The sequence below is a fragment of the Pseudomonas sp. GW101-3H06 genome (assembly GCF_059424605.1).
The window spans coordinates 6,094,959-6,111,254 of sequence record NZ_JBWKZO010000001.1; the positions used below are offsets into that span (position 1 = coordinate 6,094,959).

Annotated in this window: 17 protein-coding genes; 7 read left to right on the plus strand and 10 right to left on the minus strand. The window is 60.4% G+C overall.

The genetic code is table 11. The features are described 5' to 3' along the window. Positions 1–80: 80 nt before the first annotated feature. From trmB to AC07ZE_RS28125, 4 genes are all read right to left on the minus strand, one after another. Positions 81–806, minus strand: coding sequence for a tRNA (guanosine(46)-N7)-methyltransferase TrmB (gene trmB / locus AC07ZE_RS28110; RefSeq protein ID WP_137804902.1), 726 nt, complete (start codon positions 804–806; stop codon positions 81–83). Between the two features lie 9 nt (positions 807–815). Further along, on the minus strand, positions 816–1,610 hold the full coding sequence (locus AC07ZE_RS28115) for a thiazole synthase (RefSeq protein ID WP_095196359.1): 795 nt from the start codon (positions 1,608–1,610) through the stop codon (positions 816–818). A 60-nt stretch (positions 1,611–1,670) separates the two neighbouring features. Further along, positions 1,671–1,871, minus strand: a complete 201-nt coding sequence (thiS, locus tag AC07ZE_RS28120) for a sulfur carrier protein ThiS (RefSeq protein WP_007953386.1) — start codon at positions 1,869–1,871, stop codon at positions 1,671–1,673. 90 nt (positions 1,872–1,961) lie between these two features. Next, complete coding sequence (locus AC07ZE_RS28125; protein WP_207267611.1) at positions 1,962–2,333, minus strand: DUF423 domain-containing protein; 372 nt, start codon at positions 2,331–2,333, stop codon at positions 1,962–1,964. Positions 2,334–2,407: 74 nt separating this feature from the next. On the opposite strand from AC07ZE_RS28125, the gene mtgA reads away from it, so the two are divergent. Then, positions 2,408–3,130, plus strand: coding sequence for a monofunctional biosynthetic peptidoglycan transglycosylase (mtgA, locus tag AC07ZE_RS28130; RefSeq protein WP_095196357.1), 723 nt, complete (start codon positions 2,408–2,410; stop codon positions 3,128–3,130). Between the two features lie 100 nt (positions 3,131–3,230). On the opposite strand, the gene rpoH is transcribed toward mtgA, so the two are convergent. The 4 genes from rpoH to ftsY form a co-directional block, all read right to left on the minus strand. Beyond that, positions 3,231–4,085 carry an RNA polymerase sigma factor RpoH gene (gene rpoH, locus AC07ZE_RS28135; protein WP_056853991.1) on the minus strand — a complete coding sequence of 285 codons (855 nt, stop codon included), beginning with the start codon at positions 4,083–4,085 and terminating at the stop codon, positions 3,231–3,233. 113 nt (positions 4,086–4,198) lie between these two features. After that, positions 4,199–5,221 carry a permease-like cell division protein FtsX gene (ftsX, locus tag AC07ZE_RS28140; RefSeq protein ID WP_207267612.1) on the minus strand — a complete coding sequence of 341 codons (1,023 nt, stop codon included), beginning with the start codon at positions 5,219–5,221 and terminating at the stop codon, positions 4,199–4,201. Continuing rightward, positions 5,218–5,889, minus strand: a complete 672-nt coding sequence (gene ftsE, locus AC07ZE_RS28145) for a cell division ATP-binding protein FtsE (RefSeq protein ID WP_077046069.1) — start codon at positions 5,887–5,889, stop codon at positions 5,218–5,220. The genes ftsX and ftsE overlap by 4 nt, the downstream gene beginning before the upstream one ends. After that, entirely contained in the window at positions 5,886–7,385 is a 1,500-nt protein-coding gene (ftsY, locus tag AC07ZE_RS28150; RefSeq protein WP_207267613.1) for a signal recognition particle-docking protein FtsY, read from the minus strand. The genes ftsE and ftsY overlap by 4 nt, the downstream gene beginning before the upstream one ends. Before the next feature lie 343 nt (positions 7,386–7,728). Between ftsY and AC07ZE_RS28155 the strand changes: the two genes are divergently transcribed. Genes AC07ZE_RS28155 through AC07ZE_RS28175 form a run of 5 tightly spaced genes read left to right on the plus strand, consistent with a single transcriptional unit; the run spans position 7,729 to position 13,092 of the window. Continuing rightward, positions 7,729–9,084 carry a M16 family metallopeptidase gene (locus AC07ZE_RS28155; RefSeq protein ID WP_207267614.1) on the plus strand — a complete coding sequence of 452 codons (1,356 nt, stop codon included), beginning with the start codon at positions 7,729–7,731 and terminating at the stop codon, positions 9,082–9,084. Then, complete coding sequence (locus tag AC07ZE_RS28160) at positions 9,077–10,567, plus strand: M16 family metallopeptidase (RefSeq protein WP_207267615.1); 1,491 nt, start codon at positions 9,077–9,079, stop codon at positions 10,565–10,567. The genes AC07ZE_RS28155 and AC07ZE_RS28160 overlap by 8 nt, the downstream gene beginning before the upstream one ends. Further along, entirely contained in the window at positions 10,567–11,181 is a 615-nt protein-coding gene (rsmD, locus tag AC07ZE_RS28165; protein WP_207267616.1) for a 16S rRNA (guanine(966)-N(2))-methyltransferase RsmD, read from the plus strand. The genes AC07ZE_RS28160 and rsmD overlap by 1 nt, the downstream gene beginning before the upstream one ends. A gap of 30 nt (positions 11,182–11,211) precedes the next feature. Further along, positions 11,212–12,243, plus strand: a complete 1,032-nt coding sequence (locus tag AC07ZE_RS28170; protein WP_219739440.1) for a hydrolase — start codon at positions 11,212–11,214, stop codon at positions 12,241–12,243. 3 nt (positions 12,244–12,246) lie between these two features. Beyond that, the gene (locus AC07ZE_RS28175; protein ID WP_207267618.1) at positions 12,247–13,092 is read left to right on the plus strand and encodes an AraC family transcriptional regulator; all 846 of its coding nucleotides are present in this window, start codon (positions 12,247–12,249) and stop codon (positions 13,090–13,092) included. Between the two features lie 40 nt (positions 13,093–13,132). Here the strand turns inward: AC07ZE_RS28175 and AC07ZE_RS28180 are convergent, their stop codons facing one another. Together AC07ZE_RS28180 and AC07ZE_RS28185 are read right to left on the minus strand one after the other, a co-directional pair. Continuing rightward, positions 13,133–13,987, minus strand: a complete 855-nt coding sequence (locus tag AC07ZE_RS28180; RefSeq protein ID WP_207267619.1) for a sulfurtransferase — start codon at positions 13,985–13,987, stop codon at positions 13,133–13,135. 56 nt (positions 13,988–14,043) lie between these two features. Then, positions 14,044–14,718, minus strand: coding sequence for a TetR/AcrR family transcriptional regulator (locus AC07ZE_RS28185; protein ID WP_207267620.1), 675 nt, complete (start codon positions 14,716–14,718; stop codon positions 14,044–14,046). 146 nt (positions 14,719–14,864) lie between these two features. Between AC07ZE_RS28185 and AC07ZE_RS28190 the strand changes: the two genes are divergently transcribed. Next, complete coding sequence (locus AC07ZE_RS28190; RefSeq protein WP_207267621.1) at positions 14,865–16,295, plus strand: coniferyl aldehyde dehydrogenase; 1,431 nt, start codon at positions 14,865–14,867, stop codon at positions 16,293–16,295. Position 16,296 lies beyond the last annotated feature (1 nt).

A 16,296-nucleotide genomic window follows, 5' to 3' on the forward strand; every position in this document is an offset into this window, starting at 1 on the left:
TCTGACAGTCAACGAAGATGTTGAATGTTATGACGCTTTCGCGAGCAGGCTCGCTCCCACAGTTTTTATTGCGGTGTGGCTTAGGACTGTTTTTCGAACTTCAAATCCCACACCCCATGCCCAAGCCGTTCACCGCGGCGTTCGAACTTGGTAATCGGGCGCTCGGCCGGGCGTGGCACGCACTTACCGTCTTCGGCCAGGTTTCGATAACCCGGTGCGACGTTCATCACTTCCAGCATGTATTCGGCATACGGCTCCCAGTCGGTGGCCATGTGCAGAATGCCGCCTACCTTCAACTTGCTGCGCACCAGCTCAGCGAACGACGCCTGAACGATGCGACGCTTGTGGTGACGGCTCTTGTGCCAAGGGTCCGGGAAAAACAGCATCAGACGATCGAGGCTGTTGTCGGCTACGCAGCGGTTAAGCACTTCGATCGCGTCGCAATCGTACACCCGCAGGTTGGTCAGGCCCTGGGTCAGCACACCATTGAGCAGCGCACCAACCCCCGGACGGTGCACTTCCACGCCGATGAAATCCTGCTCCGGCGCAGCGGCGGCCATTTCCAGCAGCGAATGGCCCATGCCGAAACCGATTTCCAGCGAGCGCGGTGCCGAGCGGCCAAATACCTGGTCGAAGTCCACCGGCGCGTCGGCCAGGGGCAACACGAACAAGGGCGCGCCCTGCTCCAGGCCACGTTGCTGGCCTTCGGTCATGCGCCCGGCGCGCATCACAAAACTCTTGATGCGGCGGTGTTGGCGCTCGTCGCCTTCTTCCGTCTGGATTGGCGTGTCTTTCGATTCAGTCATCAATGGCTCTTACTTGATCAGACCATCCAGCGGCGAAGAAGCGCTGGCATAGAGTTTTTTCGGCATACGGCCGGCGAGGTACGCCAGGCGACCGGCAACAATGGCGTGCTTCATGGCTTCGGCCATCATGATCGGTTGCTGCGCGTGAGCGATGGCCGAGTTCATCAGCACCGCGTCACAGCCCAGCTCCATGGAGATGGTGGCGTCGGAAGCTGTGCCGACACCAGCATCCACCAGCACCGGGATTTTCGCTTCTTCGAGGATGATCTGCAGGTTGTACGGGTTGCAGATCCCCAGGCCCGAGCCAATCAGTCCGGCCAGCGGCATCACCGCGATACAGCCGATTTCCGCCAGTTGCCGGGCGATGATCGGGTCATCGCTGGTGTAGACCATCACGTCGAAGCCTTCCTTGACCAGCGATTCGGCGGCCTTGAGGGTTTCGATCACGTTGGGGAACAGGGTTTTCTGATCCGCCAGCACTTCCAGCTTCACCAGATTGTGGCCATCGAGCAGCTCACGGGCCAAGCGGCAGGTGCGCACGGCTTCGATGGCGTCGTAGCAACCGGCAGTGTTTGGCAGGAAGGTGTAGCGATCCGGCGAGAGGAAATCCAGCAGGTTCGGTTCGCCCTGATTCTGGCCGAGGTTGGTGCGGCGCACGGCAAACGTGACAATCTCGGCACCCGAGGCTTCGATGGCCAGGCGGGTTTCTTCCATGTCGCGGTACTTGCCGGTACCTACCAGCAAACGCGACTGGTAAGTACGACCGGCCAGGACGAAAGGCTTGTCGTTACGAACGATGCTCATGGGAAATCCTCTGTAGGAGTGAGGGTCTTGCAGAATTCTCGGCCCATGCGGGCCTGACGGCTAGCCGCCGCCGATGGCGTGCACGACTTCGACGTTATCGCCGTCATTGAGTGTGGTATCGGCATGCTGGCTGCGTGGGACGATATCCAGATTGAGTTCAACCGCCACCCGGCGTCCGGTCAGGTCCAGACGGGTCAGCAGGGCCGCAACGGTTTCACCGTCGGGCAGTTCAAAGGATTCGCCGTTCAACTGAATGCGCATGCCGGATGCCGCCATCATTTTTAGGGGCTGGCATTCTAGCCCGATCAGTCAGGCCGACCCAAGCCATTCGTCACGAAATGGACCGCGTGGTCAGCTCAACCGCCAGGCGGCAAGCCCCAAACAGAGCCAGCCCACCAGAAACGCCAGACCGCCGAAGGGCGTGATGATGCCGAGCTTGCTGACGCCCGTCAGCGTAAGCACGTACAGGCTGCCGGAGAACAGCAGGATGCCGATGGCAAAGGACGCGCCGGCCCAGGTGACCAGCCGACCGGGAATCTGTGTGGCCAACAGCGCCACACCCAACAGCGCCAGGGTGTGCACCAGCTGATAAGTGACGCCGGTATGAAAAATCGCCAGGTATTCAGGTGTCAGACGGCTTTTCAGTCCGTGGGCGGCAAAGGCCCCAAGGCCGACACCTGTAAAGCCAAAGAAAGCGGCCAGCATCAGAAAGCCACGCAGCATGAAGAACTCCAGTCAGACGCAATCAACAGGGTCTGTATAATGGCCCGCTCAACGGGTTCGGCCAAGCCATCTCTATGCTGCGTTTATATTTCCGTCGTTTCACGAAGGCCGTGCTCTGGTTCATGGGCGGCAGCGTATTGCTGGTGCTGATCTTTCGCGTGGTGCCACCACCGGGGACGGCGCTGATGGTCGAGCGCAAGATCGAATCCTGGTTCAACGGCGAGCCCATCGACCTGCAACGCACCTGGAAGCCTTGGGAGGAAATCTCCGACGACCTGAAAGTCGCGGTGATTGCTGGCGAGGACCAGAAATTCCCCGAACACTGGGGGTTCGACGTCAATGCGATCAAGGCGGCACTGGCCCACAACGAACTCGGCGGCTCGATTCGCGGCGCCAGTACCCTCAGCCAGCAGGTTTCGAAAAACCTGTTCCTGTGGTCCGGCCGCAGCTGGTTGCGCAAAGGCCTGGAAGCCTGGTTTACCGCCTTGATCGAAGTATTCTGGCCCAAGCAGCGGATTCTCGAGGTGTACCTCAACAGCGTCGAGTGGGATGAAGGGGTGTTTGGCGCAGAAGCGGCGGCCAGGCATCACTTCGGCGTAAGCGCGGGCAAACTGTCCCGCCAACAGGCCAGCTTGCTGGCGGCAGTGCTGCCGAACCCGCGAGTGTGGAGCGCCAGCCATCCGACCTCTTACGTTGCGCGGCGTGCAGGCTGGATACGGCGGCAAATGAGCCAGCTCGGTGGTGACAGCTATCTGGCGGGGCTCAACGATTCGCGTCGAGCACCATGGTCTCAATAATCGATCACAAATTTCCAGACACTGAAGATCCCCTGTGAGAGGCCAGAAACAAAAAAGCCCCGATCAATGACCGGGGCGTTTTTTATTGCCTTCGCGCAGGTTAGGCGGCGATCGACACCTTGAGCTTGTTCATCGCACTCTTTTCGAGCTGGCGAATACGCTCGGCCGACACGTTGTACTTCTGCGCCAGGTCGTGCAGCGTGGCCTTTTCTTCTGCCAGCCAGCGCTGGTAGAGGATGTCACGGCTGCGGTCGTCCAGCACTTCAAGCGCTTCGTGCAGGTTGTGGTTGGAGTTGTCGCTCCAGTCGGCGTCTTCCAGTTGACGGGCCGGGTCATACCGGTGGTCTTCCAGATAGTTGGCCGGCGATTGGAAAGCGCTGTCGTCGTCGGCTTCGGCAGCCGGATCGAAGGCCATGTCATGGCCGGTCAGGCGACTTTCCATCTCGCGCACTTCCCGCGGTTCCACGCCGAGGCTTTCCGCCACGCGATGGACTTCCTCGTTGTTCAGCCAGGCCAGACGCTTCTTCTGGCTGCGCAGGTTGAAGAACAGCTTGCGCTGCGCCTTGGTGGTCGCGACTTTCACGATCCGCCAGTTACGCAGGATGAACTCGTGGATTTCAGCCTTGATCCAGTGCACGGCAAAGGACACCAGGCGTACGCCCATTTCCGGGTTGAAGCGCTTCACGGCCTTCATCAGACCGACGTTACCTTCCTGGATCAGGTCAGCCTGAGCCAGACCGTAGCCGGAATAGCTACGGGCGATATGTACGACAAAACGCAGGTGGGCAAGCACCATCTGCCGAGCTGCCTCAAGATCCTGCTCATAATAGAGACTCTCGGCCAGTTCACGCTCCTGCTCCGGCGTCAGCAATGGAATGCTGTTCACCGTGTGCACATAGGCCTCTAGGTTCGCACCCGGGACCAGAGCATATGCAGGCTGCAAAGAATTGGTCATACGAAAAAACCTCCGACTTACATAACTCGTGCAGTTCAGCACTGCGAAAATTGACCGGGAACCGTAGGGCAAGTTCCCATAAACGCTGAAAGGTCAATACGAGCAAAATGATATTACTTTGGCGCAAGCTCCCTCAGGTGGCGTGCGACTGCAATCCATGCACCGATATACCCCAACAGCACCGCGCCAAGCAAGAGAGACAGACCGTCGGCTGACGGCACGCCGGCCAGCGCAAAATCGCTGCCGTACAAACCGGCCAGCCCGACCACCGCGTCGTTCAGCCAGTTCAAGCCGAACGCCAGCACGCCCCAGGAAAGAATCCCCGCACCAAAGCCATAAAGCGCGCCCATATAAAGGAAGGGCCTGCGCACATAACTGTCAGTGCCGCCGACGAGTTTAATCACTTCTATCTCTGTGCGGCGGTTTTCAATATGAAGACGAATGGTATTGCCTATCACCAAAAGTAATGCAGAAACCAGAAGCACGGTCAGACCGAAGACGAAACGGTCACCCAGCTTGAGGATCGCTGCCAGACGCTCGACCCAGACTAGATCAAGCTGCGCCTGTTGTACCCTGGGCAACTCGGAAAGTTTTTGTCTTAATGCTTCAAGCGTCGACTTGTCGACTTCCTTCGGCGTCACCAGCACTACGCCGGGCAGCGGGTTTTCCGGCAGCTCCTTGAGCGCTTCCCCCAGACCGGATTGCTGCTGGAACTCTTCCAGCGCCTGATCGCGACCGACGTACTCGGCTTCCGCCACACCAGGCATACCCTTGATCTGCTCGCGCAACGCCTCGCCGTCCGACGAGCTGGCTTCGAGCTGCAGGTACAGGGAAATCTGCGCCGCACGCTGCCATGAACCACCCAGACGCTCGACGTTACTTAGCAAAAGTGACAGCCCCATGGGCAAGCTCAGGGCCACCGCCATCACCATGCAGGTGAAAAAACTGCCGATAGGTTGCTTGCCCAGTCGACGCAAACTGTCCAGCAGGCTGGCGCGATGGCTTTCGACCCAGGCACGGAACAGCGTGGCAAAGTCCGGTCCATCGTCATCGTCGTGCTTTTTCTTCTGTGGCTGCGGATCCGCTGCTTTTGGAGCCACGCGTTCGGAAACCTTTGGACTGCGTGTCGCACTCATACGCCGGCCTCCCCGTCGCCGATCAATCGACCGCGTTGCAAGGTCAGCATGCGGTGACGCATGCGCGCGATCAGGGCCAGGTCGTGACTGGCGATCAGCACGCTGGTGCCCAGACGGTTGATATCTTCGAACACACCCATGATTTCCGCCGCCAGGCGCGGGTCGAGGTTACCTGTCGGTTCGTCCGCCAGCAGCAAGGCCGGGCGGTGAACGATAGCGCGGGCGATGCCGACGCGCTGTTGCTGACCCGTGGACAAATCACCGGGATACAGATCGGTCTTGTCCGACAGCGCCACGCGCTCCAGGGCCGAATCCACACGCTTGGCGACCTCGGCCTTGGACAGGCCAAGAATCTGCAACGGCAGCGCGACGTTGTTGAATACGGTGCGATCGAACAGCAACTGGTGGTTCTGGAACACCACGCCGATCTGCCGACGCAAAAATGGAATCTGCGCGTTGCTGATGGTGCTCAAGTCTTGCCCGGCGAGCAGCAGCTTGCCGCTGGTTGGTCGCTCCATGGCCAGCAATAGCCGCAACAAGGTGCTTTTACCGGCGCCGGAATGGCCAGTGACAAACAGAAACTCGCCACGACGGACTCGAAAGCTCAGCTCATGCAAGCCGACGTGACCGTTCGGGTAGCGTTTACCGACCTGTTCGAAACGAATCATGAACGCTCCCGCTCGGCAAACAGTGCCTGGACAAAGGGTTCAGCTTCAAAAGTGCGCAAATCGTCGATGCCTTCACCGACGCCGATATAGCGAATCGGCAGGCCAAACTGCTTGGCCAGGGCGAAAATAACCCCGCCCTTGGCGGTGCCATCGAGCTTGGTCAGCGCCAGGCCGGTCAGTTCGACGGTCTGGTTGAATTGCTTGGCCTGGTTGATGGCGTTCTGGCCGGTGCCGGCGTCGAGTACCAGCAACACTTCGTGCGGCGCGTCGGCGTCGAGCTTGCCGATCACCCGGCGAACCTTTTTCAGCTCTTCCATCAGGTTGTCTTTGGTATGCAGGCGACCGGCGGTGTCGGCGATCAACACATCGATGCCGCGTGCCTTGGCGGCCTGCACGGCGTCGAAGATCACCGAAGCCGAATCGGCACCGGTGTGTTGGGCAATGACCGGGATCTTGTTGCGCTCGCCCCAGACCTGCAGTTGCTCGACCGCCGCCGCGCGGAAGGTGTCACCGGCGGCGAGCATGACTTTCTTGCCTTCCAGCTGCAGCTTCTTCGCCAGCTTGCCGATAGTGGTGGTCTTGCCGGCACCGTTGACGCCGACGACGAGAATCACGAACGGTTTGTTCTGCGAGACGATTTTCAGCGGTTGCTCGACGGGTTTGAGCATCGCCGACAGCTCGCCCTGCAAGGACTTGTACAGCGCATCGGAATCGGCCAGCTCTTTACGTGCGACCTTCTGGGTCAGGCGCTGGATGATCACCGAAGTAGCCTCCACACCGACATCGGCGGTCAGCAGACGGGTTTCGAGGTCATCCAGCAACTCATCATCGATGGCTTTCTTGCCCAGGAACAGGCTGGCCATGCCTTCGCCAATGCTGGCGCTGGTCTTGGACAGACCTTGCTTGAGACGGGCGAAGAAACCGGCCTTGGTTTCTTCGGTGCGCACAGGCTCGGGCAGGGTTTCAACGGGAGCTGCCGGTACGGCGGCCACAGGAGCGACGATAGGTGCAGGTGCAGGCTCTGGCGCTTGAACAATCGGCGCAACCGGCGGAACGAATGCGGGAGCGGCAGGTTCAGGCGTCGCCAGCGCGACCGGAGCAACAACCGGCTCAACAACGGGTACCTGAAGCGGCTCGGAAACCTGCGCAGTCGGCGCAGGAATCGGCGGCGTCACATGTGGCACCTGCTCATCTTCAACCAGGGCAACCGCCTCTTCCGCCACCGGTAAGGTCAGCCAGGGTTCGGCGACCGGGGTCAGCGGTAACTCGGCGGTGACGTCGTTTACAGGCTCGGCGGCGGGCTGTGGCTCCGGCTCGGCGATCGGCAACACAACCGGCGCAGGCGTTGCTTCTATTACCGGCGCGGGCGTTGGCTCAGGAAGTGGCTGTGGCTGTTCGACGACGGGTTCCTGCGGCTTTTTGCGCAGCCATCCGAACAGGCTTTTTTTCTCGCCAGCCGCAGCTGGGGTCTTCTTGTCGTCGTTGGAACCAAACATGGAGGACGGCTATCTCACGGTAGCGACGCGCCAACGGGCGCCCCGGCAAATAAATATTCGATGCAGAACAGACTGCGATTGATCCAGCTTGTTCACGCGCAACATTTTGTCGAGGTGCGAACGGCACCTCAAGGAATCGATTTCTCATAGGACTAAAGCAGCAAAATCGGCGAAAAAGCGGAAATCAGTTGATAAATATCCACCTTCCGTCGAAAACCCATGCAACCTGATCAAGCATAAAGGCCTGATAGGCGTGGCCGCCGCTAAAACGGATCAGTATCCTAGCACCCTCTCGCCCGCTGACGCTAAGAACAAGCGGGCAGCCCAACAGGTTTAAAAACGAATGAATGCTCTAGCCCGCCGCGCCGCAGGCCTGCTGCTCGGCACAGTTTGTCTGCCACTCTCGGCCTTGGCCGCCGACCCACAACCCACCCACGAATTCACCCTCGACAATGGCTTGAAGGTTGTCGTGCGCGAAGATCATCGTGCGCCCGTGGTGGTTTCCCAGGTCTGGTATAAAGTGGGCTCCAGTTACGAGACGCCAGGGCAGACCGGCTTGTCCCACGCCCTGGAACACATGATGTTCAAGGGCAGCGAAAAAGTCGGTCCTGGCGAAGCGTCGCTGATCCTGCGCGACCTGGGTGCCGAAGAAAACGCCTTCACCAGCGACGATTTCACCGCGTATTACCAGGTGCTGGCCCGCGACCGCCTGGGGGTCGCCTTTGAGCTGGAAGCCGACCGCATGGCCAGCCTGCGCCTGCCGCCCGACGAATTCGCCCGAGAGATCGAAGTCATCAAGGAAGAACGTCGCCTGCGTACCGACGACAAACCGATGGCCAAGGCTTACGAACGCTTCAAGGCGATGGCTTACCCCGCCAGCGGCTACCACACGCCGACCATCGGCTGGATGGCCGATCTTGACCGCATGAAGGTCGAAGAGCTGCGTCGCTGGTATGAATCCTGGTACGTACCGAACAACGCTACCCTGGTGGTGGTCGGCGACGTGACCCCGGACGAAGTCAGAACCTTGGCCCAGCGTTACTTCGGCCCGATCGCCAAGCGTGACGTACCGTCGGCGAAGATTCCGCTGGAACTGGCCGAACCCGGGGAACGCAAGATCACTTTGCACGTCAAGACCCAATTGCCCAGCCTGATGCTGGCGTTCAACGTGCCGAGCATTACCACCGCCGAAGACAAGCGCTCGGTGAATGCCTTGCGCCTGATCTCGGCCCTGCTTGACGGCGGCTACAGCGCACGCATCCCGACGCAACTGGAGCGCGGTGAAGAACTGGTGTCCGGCGGCTCGTCGAGTTACGACGCCTACACCCGTGGCGATAGCCTGTTCACCCTGTCGGCAACGCCCAACAGCCAGAAAAACAAAACCATCGACCAGGCTGAAGCCGGTTTGTGGAAGTTGCTTGAGCAGTTGAAAACCACCGCACCATCCACTGAAGAACTGGAACGCGTACGCGCACAGGTCATCGCCGGCCTGGTTTTCGAACGCGACTCGATCACCAGCCAGGCCACAGCCATCGGCCAACTGGAGACCGTCGGCCTGTCCTGGAAGCTGATGGACACCGAGCTCGCCGAGCTGGAAAGCGTGACCCCGGAAGACATCCAGAAAGCCGCCAAGCTGTATTTCACCCGCGAACGTCTCAGCGTCGCCCATGTACTGCCGGAGGAGACGACTCATGAGTGAACATAAAAAACCGCGCCTGGCCCTGCTAGGCCTGATCGCCGTGGCCCTGATCGGCTCAGCTGCGTTCTATTTCTCCAGGACCGATGAGTCCGTTGCCAGCGAAGCACTGGACAAGGCCAAGGCCAGCCAGAAGCTGCAATCGCTGACTGAACTCAACGGCAAGGCGCCGAGCCACCGCAAACTCGACGTGCAGACCTGGAGCACCACCGAAGGCGCCAAGGTGCTGTTCGTCGAAGCCCGTGAGCTGCCAATGTTCGACATGCGCCTGATCTTTGCCGCCGGCAGCAGCCAGGACGGCGACGCCCCTGGGCTGGCGCTACTGACCAACGCCATGCTCAACGAAGGCGTGGCCGGTAAAGATGTCAGCGCCATCGCCCAGGGCTTCGAAGGCCTGGGCGCCGATTTCGGCAACGGTGCCTACAAAGACATGGCTGTTGCGTCCCTGCGCAGCCTCAGCGCCGCGGACAAGCGTGAACCGGCCTTGAAGTTGTTCGCCGAAGTCGTCGGCAAACCGACCTTCCCCGCCGATTCGTTTACCCGTATCAAAAACCAGATGCTGGCCGGCTTCGAATACCAGAAACAGAATCCCGGCAAACTGGCCAGCCTTGAACTGATGAACCGCTTGTATGGCGATCATCCGTACGCCCATGCCAGCGATGGCACGGCGAAAACCGTTCCCGCCGTCACCCTCGCCCAGCTGCGTGCGTTCCATGAGAAAGCCTATGCGGCGGGCAACGTGGTGATCGCGCTGGTCGGCGACTTGTCCCGTGCCGAAGCCGAAGCCATTGCCGCGCAGGTATCCGCCGCCCTGCCGAAAGGGCCGGCCCTGCCGAAAATCGCGCAACCAGGCGAACCCAAGGCCAGCATTGGCCATATCGAGTTCCCGTCCAAGCAGACCAACCTGATGCTCGCGCAATTGGGTATCGACCGGGATGACCCGGACTACGCGGCACTGTCCATGGGTAACCAGATCCTCGGTGGGGGTGGCTTCGGTACCCGACTGATGAGCGAAGTGCGCGAGAAACGTGGGTTAGCTTATGGCGTGTACTCGGGCTTCTCCCCGATGCAGGCGCGCGGCCCGTTCATGATCAACCTGCAGACCCGCGCCGAAATGAGCGAAGGCACCTTGAAACTGGTGCAGGACGTCCTCGCCGATTACCTCAAGACCGGCCCGACCCAAAAAGAACTGGACGATGCCAAACGCGAACTGGCTGGCAGCTTCCCGCTGTCCACCGCGAGCAACGCTGATATCGTCGGTCAGTTGGGTGCGATTGGCTTCTATAATCTGCCGTTGAGCCATCTGGAAGACTTCATGCAGCAGTCCCAGGGCCTGACCGTGGAGCAAGTCAGGGCCGCACTGAACAAACACCTGAGCACGGACAAAATGGTCATCGTCAGCGCTGGCCCGACCGTGCCGCAAAAGCCGTTACCGGCCCCTACTGATAAACCTGCCGAGCAACCGCTCGGGGTTCCGGAGCATTAATGGCCACCTCTCGCCCGAAAAAACCGGTTCACAACGTGCATAACGGCGTGAACCAACTGCGCATCATCGGCGGCCAATGGCGCAGCCGTAAACTGAGCTTCCCCGATGCCCCGGGCCTGCGCCCGACGCCGGACCGGGTGCGTGAAACTCTGTTCAATTGGCTCGCGCCCTACGTTCCCGGTGCCAAGGTGTTCGATCCGTTCACCGGCAGTGGCGCACTGTTTCTCGAAGCGTTGTCCCGTGGCGCTGCCATGGGTCAGGCACTGGATGCCAGCAGCCTTGCAGTGTCCAGCCTCAAGGAGCACCTGGGCACGCTGCGCTGCACCACTGGCCAAGTGCAGACCGCCGACGCCCTGCGCTACCTGGAAACCCAGACGGCAACGGCTTATGACCTGGTGTTCCTCGACCCGCCGTTCAACCAGAACCTGCTGCCGGCCGTTTGCAAGTTGCTCGAAGAGCGCCAGTGGCTGGCCGAAGATGCCTGGGTCTACACCGAGAGCGAAACCGCGCCGTCGACACTCGGCCTGCCGGGCAACTGGCGCCTGCACCGGGAGCAAAAATCCGGCCGGGTCTACTATTCTTTGTGGCAACGCATGGCAGAGATCGCTGGTTAATCGACCAGCCTGAACAAGGCGCATACCTCCATGCAGATATGCGCCACTGCTTCGAGAGCAATCGTGCACCCTCCGTCAGAACGCTTTACCCCCGCCCTCGGCCTCGGCAATCCGCACTTGCAAACCTTGTGGGGACCGCTGTGGCGCAAAACCACCCATATCCAACGCGAACGTGAACGCTTGTGGCTTGAGGACGGTGATTTCCTCGACCTCGATTGGCATGGCCCGCACAGCGTCGATACACCCTTGGTGCTGGTCTTGCACGGACTGACCGGTTCGTCTAATTCACCTTACGTGGCCGGGATGCAAAAAGCGCTGGGCAACCGGGGCTGGGCCAGCGTCGCGCTGAACTGGCGTGGCTGTTCCGGCGAACCGAATCTTTTGCCACGCAGCTACCATTCCGGCGCCAGCGAAGACCTGGCCGAAACCATCAGGCACCTGCGGGCCAAACGGCCTCTCGCACCGCTGTATGCGGTGGGTTATTCCCTGGGTGGCAATGTGCTGCTCAAGCACTTGGGCGAGACCGGCAGTAACAGCGGCGTGCTCGGCGCGGTGGCGGTGTCCGTGCCGTTTCGCCTGGATCAATGCGCCGACCGGATCGGCCAGGGCTTTTCCAAGGTCTATCAGGCGCATTTCATGCGCGAGATGCTGGCCTACATCAAGAACAAGCAGCGCCAATTCCAGCATGACGGGCGCGAGGATGGCCTGGCGGCACTGGCGGCGCTGGGCTCGCTGGAAAACATGCGCACGTTCTGGGATTTCGATGGTCGGGTGACCGCGCCGCTGAACGGATTCGTCGATGCCGAGGATTACTATCGTCGCGCGTCGAGCCGTTACTTCCTCGGGGAAATTCGTACGCCGACCCTGGTTATTCAGGCCGCTGACGATCCCTTTGTCTTTCCCCACAGCCTGCCGCAGGCGGATGAGTTATCTGCTTGCACTCAGTTCGAACTGCAGGCCAAAGGCGGACATGTCGGGTTTGTCGACGGCTCAGTCAGGCAGCCGGGCTACTACCTGGAGCGGCGCATTCCTCAATGGCTGGCCACCGTGGGACGCGAATAATACATGGACGTCGATCAGGGCGAATCGATTCACTTCTGGCAAACAGTGCCGTTGGCCGGGGTCGAATTGTTGTCGGCACGCTACATTGAACACCGTTTCGCACCCCATGTGCACGACGGCTTTGTGATCGGCATGATCATGGCCGGCGCCCAGCGTTACCGCTATCGCGGCGCTGAACATCTGGCGGGCAGCGGCACGCTGGTGTTGATCAATCCCGACGAACTGCACACCGGCCACAAGGGCACGGAGGACGGTTGGCTGTATCGAGCGTTTTATCCGGACAGCGGGCAAATTCTGTCACTGCTGGCCGAACTCGAACTGCCGACTCAGCACCTACCGGCCTTTGGTGCCACGCTGTATCGCGACCCGGACCTGGTGAACGGTTTCTGCCAATTGCATCGCTTGCTGGAAAGCCCGTCCACCGCCTTGCAACAGCAGACGGCCTGGCGAGAGCTGATGCTGTCACTGTTGCAGCGTCATGCGGCCGTTGCGGATGCCGGACAACCGGGCAAGGAACACCGCGCGGTGACGCTGGCCAAGGAGTTGCTGCACGCGCGGCTGGCGGCACCGCCTTCGCTGGAGGAACTGGCGGCGGCAGTCAATCTGTCACCCTTTCATTTCGCCCGAGTGTTCCGCCGCGCCACCGGCATGCCGCCGCACACCTGGCTGATGCAACAGCGCATCGCCCGCGCGCGCGGGTTGTTGCAAGGCGGGTGTTTACCGTTGGAAGTGGCGACACAATTGGGTTTTGCCGACCAGAGCCATTTGAGCCGGCAGTTCAAGCAGGTGTATGGGGTGGGGCCGGGGGCGTATCGCAGTGCGCGGCAATCACTGACTAGACATCTCTAATGTGGGAGCGAGCCTGCTCGCTCCCACAGGGGATCAGTGTTTACTCGCCGGTGGCGATCCCACGCGCAGGATCATTGATCCACTCACTCCAGGATCCGGCATACAGCGAACCTAACGGGTAACCCGCCAGGCACAGGGCAAACAGGTTGTGACACGCCGTCACGCCGGACCCGCAATACGCCACCAGATCATCCGGAGAACGATCACCCAGTTTCGCGGCAAATCGCTGCTTGAGCTGATCGGCCGGCAGGAAACGCCCGTCGCTGCCCAAGTTGTCGGTGAAGGCCGCGCATTGCGCACCGGGAATGTGCCCGGCGATTGGGTCGATCGGCTCGACTTCGCCTTTGAAGCGCGGCAAAGCGCGGGCGTCTAGCAAGGTCAGCTCGGGCTTGTCGAGTCGTTTGAGCAACTGCTCGGCGCTGAGCAACAACGAAGCATCCGGGGTGCCGGTAAAGGTGCCGCGAGTGATTGACGGCGGATCAAGGCTCAAGGGCAGACCGGCCGCATGCCAGGCCTTGAGCCCGCCATCGAGGATGAACACACCGTCACGCTTGCCCAGCCAGGCCAGCAACCACCAGGCCCGTGCCGCGTAGGCACCCGGGCCGTCGTCGTACAAAACCACTTCACTGTCGCTGTTGACGCCCCAGGCTCGCAGGCGCTCGATCAGGTCGGCCGGCTCGGGCAATGGATGACGCCCGGTCACGCCCTTTTCAACTTTCCCGCTGAGATCACGCTCAAGATCGGCAAAACTCGACCCGGCGATGTGGCCTTCGGCATAGCTGCGTTGACCGTAATCCGGGTCTTCGAGGGCAAAACGACAATCCAGAATCACCAGCCCCGGTTGCTCCTTTTTCAGGTCCAACGCTTGCGGGCTGATCAATTGCGCAATGGGCATAACGGGCTCCTGTTTAAACCGGGTTTGATCCTACTGCACTTTTCAACTCACGTCGGTTAACTCGCGGTTTCTTCCAGCGCCTGGGCCAGCGGGACATAAAATTCTTCGAACAACGTGTTGACCGCCTCGCGCGCTTGATCCGTGACGAACCCGGCCTCTAGCACCAGCACCTGGTAGACACCGCGCTTGATCGCCTGCTCGCTGAGGTGGCTGGAGTTTTCCCGCGTAGTGCACAAAAAGCGCACCCAGGAGGTAAGGATGATCCAGGCGTTGATCGTCAGGGATTCGATCTGCACCCGATCCATCTTCAGGATGCCAGCTTCGACGAAGCCTTCGTAGATGTGTGTGCCCTGAATCACGCAGCGCTGGGAAAAACGTCGATAGCGGGCGGCCAGTTCCGGATCGCTGTCGAGCAAGTGCTCAAGATCGCGATGCAAAAAGCGGTATCGCCACATCGCTGACAGCAATTCCTTGAGGTAGAAGCGCTTGTCTTCCACTGTGGCGGCTCGGCCCTGGGGCGGGCGCAAGAAGCTGTCCACCAGGCTTTCATACTCGCCGAACAATACAGAGATGATCGCCTGCTTGTTGGGGAAGTGGTAGTACAGGTTGCCCGGGGAAATTTCCATGTGGGCAGCAATGTGGTTGGTGCTGACGCTGCGCTCGCCCTGCTGATTGAACAGCTCGAGGCTGTTCTGCACGATGCGCTCGCTGGTTTTTATCCGTGGGGCCATGGCTTGAGCTTAAATTCAGAGTGCGTTGACGGGCATCTTACGACCTATCCGGACATGGATAAAACAAAGCTGTGTAAGGATGCCATTTGACTTTATAGAGTATAGACTCTAAAAAGTGCCTCATTACAATAAAACCGGTGCCGACCATGACTGCCGAAATTTCCTACCTGCAAGACCTGCAGCGTCCTCTGGATGAACTCCAGGCCCTGTTTGACGCACAGCGCACCGCCTATGCCGCCAACCCCACGCCGCCTGCCGCCCAGCGCCAGCAATGGCTCAAGGCGCTGCGTGATTTGTTGAACAGCGAGCGCCAGGCTCTGATCGATGTGATCAGCCAGGACTTCAGCCATCGCAGCGCTGATGAAACCTTGCTCGCCGAGCTGATGCCCAGCCTGCACGGCATCCATTACGCCAGTCGGCACCTCAAGGGCTGGATGCGTCCGTCACGGCGCAAGGTCGGCGTGGCTTTCCAGCCGGCCTCGGCCAAAGTGGTTTATCAGCCGTTGGGCGTGGTCGGCGTGATCGTGCCGTGGAACTACCCGTTGTACCTGGCCATCGGGCCTTTGGTCGGTGCCTTGTCGGCAGGCAACCGGGTGATGCTCAAGCTCAGCGAATCGACCCCTGCCACCGGTGTGCTGCTCAAGGAACTGCTGGGGCGAATCTTTCCCGAAGACCTGGTTTGCGTAGTACTGGGCGAGGCTGATATCGGCGTGGCGTTTTCGAGGCTGCGTTTCGATCACTTGCTGTTCACCGGAGCCACCAGCATTGGCAAACACATCATGCGCGCGGCGGCGGAAAACCTGACGCCGGTCACCCTGGAACTGGGCGGCAAGTCCCCCGCCATCGTATCCGCCGATGTTCCGCTCAAAGATGCCGCCGAGCGCATTGCTTTCGGCAAGACGCTCAATGCGGGGCAAACCTGCGTGGCCCCGGACTATGTGTTGGTGCCGGAAGATCGTGTCGGTGCGTTCGTCGAGGCCTATCGTCAGGCGGTGCGTGGCTTTTATCCCACGCTGGCCGACAACCCGGACTACACCGCAATCATCAATGACCGACAACTGGCACGACTCAACGCCTACCTCAGCGACGCCACCAGCAAGGGCGCGCTGCTGATCCCGCTGTTCGAACAAGGCCAGGGACGCCGCATGGGACATAGCCTGCTGCTCAACGTCAGCGACGATATGACCGTGATGCAGGATGAAATCTTCGGCCCGCTGCTGCCAATCGTGCCGTACAAGGACCTGGATCAGGCGTTTGCCTACATCAATCAGCGCCCTCGCCCACTGGCGCTGTATTACTTCGGTTACGACAAACGCGAGCAAAACCGCGTGCTGCACGAAACCCATTCCGGTGGCGTATGCCTGAACGACACCCTGCTGCACGTCGCCCAGGATGACATGCCCTTCGGCGGCATCGGCGCTTCGGGAATGGGCCATTACCACGGCCACGAGGGGTTCCTGACTTTCAGCAAGGCCAAGGGCGTGCTGATCAAACAGCGCTTCAACGCGGCGAAACTGATTTACCCACCGTACGGCAAATCCATCCAGAAACTGATCCAGAAGCTGTTCATCCGCTAAC

What these genes read in the sequence shown, in the direction of transcription:
- AC07ZE_RS28180 (WP_207267619.1), bottom strand. Translation starts at nt 13,987, where the DNA reads ATGCCCATTGCGCAATTGATCAGCCCGCAAGCGTTGGACCTGAAAAAG.
- ftsE (WP_077046069.1), bottom strand. Translation starts at nt 5,889, where the DNA reads ATGATTCGTTTCGAACAGGTCGGTAAACGCTACCCGAACGGTCACGTC.
- AC07ZE_RS28115 (WP_095196359.1), bottom strand. Translation starts at nt 1,610, where the DNA reads ATGAGCATCGTTCGTAACGACAAGCCTTTCGTCCTGGCCGGTCGTACT.
- rpoH (WP_056853991.1), bottom strand. Translation starts at nt 4,085, where the DNA reads ATGACCAATTCTTTGCAGCCTGCATATGCTCTGGTCCCGGGTGCGAAC.
- AC07ZE_RS28170 (WP_219739440.1), top strand. Translation starts at nt 11,212, where the DNA reads ATGCAGATATGCGCCACTGCTTCGAGAGCAATCGTGCACCCTCCGTCA.
- AC07ZE_RS28155 (WP_207267614.1), top strand. Translation starts at nt 7,729, where the DNA reads ATGAATGCTCTAGCCCGCCGCGCCGCAGGCCTGCTGCTCGGCACAGTT.
- AC07ZE_RS28175 (WP_207267618.1), top strand. Translation starts at nt 12,247, where the DNA reads ATGGACGTCGATCAGGGCGAATCGATTCACTTCTGGCAAACAGTGCCG.
- rsmD (WP_207267616.1), top strand. Translation starts at nt 10,567, where the DNA reads ATGGCCACCTCTCGCCCGAAAAAACCGGTTCACAACGTGCATAACGGC.
- AC07ZE_RS28185 (WP_207267620.1), bottom strand. Translation starts at nt 14,718, where the DNA reads ATGGCCCCACGGATAAAAACCAGCGAGCGCATCGTGCAGAACAGCCTC.
- ftsX (WP_207267612.1), bottom strand. Translation starts at nt 5,221, where the DNA reads ATGAGTGCGACACGCAGTCCAAAGGTTTCCGAACGCGTGGCTCCAAAA.
- AC07ZE_RS28190 (WP_207267621.1), top strand. Translation starts at nt 14,865, where the DNA reads ATGACTGCCGAAATTTCCTACCTGCAAGACCTGCAGCGTCCTCTGGAT.
- AC07ZE_RS28125 (WP_207267611.1), bottom strand. Translation starts at nt 2,333, where the DNA reads ATGCTGCGTGGCTTTCTGATGCTGGCCGCTTTCTTTGGCTTTACAGGT.
- thiS (WP_007953386.1), bottom strand. Translation starts at nt 1,871, where the DNA reads ATGCGCATTCAGTTGAACGGCGAATCCTTTGAACTGCCCGACGGTGAA.
- ftsY (WP_207267613.1), bottom strand. Translation starts at nt 7,385, where the DNA reads ATGTTTGGTTCCAACGACGACAAGAAGACCCCAGCTGCGGCTGGCGAG.
- trmB (WP_137804902.1), bottom strand. Translation starts at nt 806, where the DNA reads ATGACTGAATCGAAAGACACGCCAATCCAGACGGAAGAAGGCGACGAG.
- AC07ZE_RS28160 (WP_207267615.1), top strand. Translation starts at nt 9,077, where the DNA reads ATGAGTGAACATAAAAAACCGCGCCTGGCCCTGCTAGGCCTGATCGCC.
- mtgA (WP_095196357.1), top strand. Translation starts at nt 2,408, where the DNA reads ATGCTGCGTTTATATTTCCGTCGTTTCACGAAGGCCGTGCTCTGGTTC.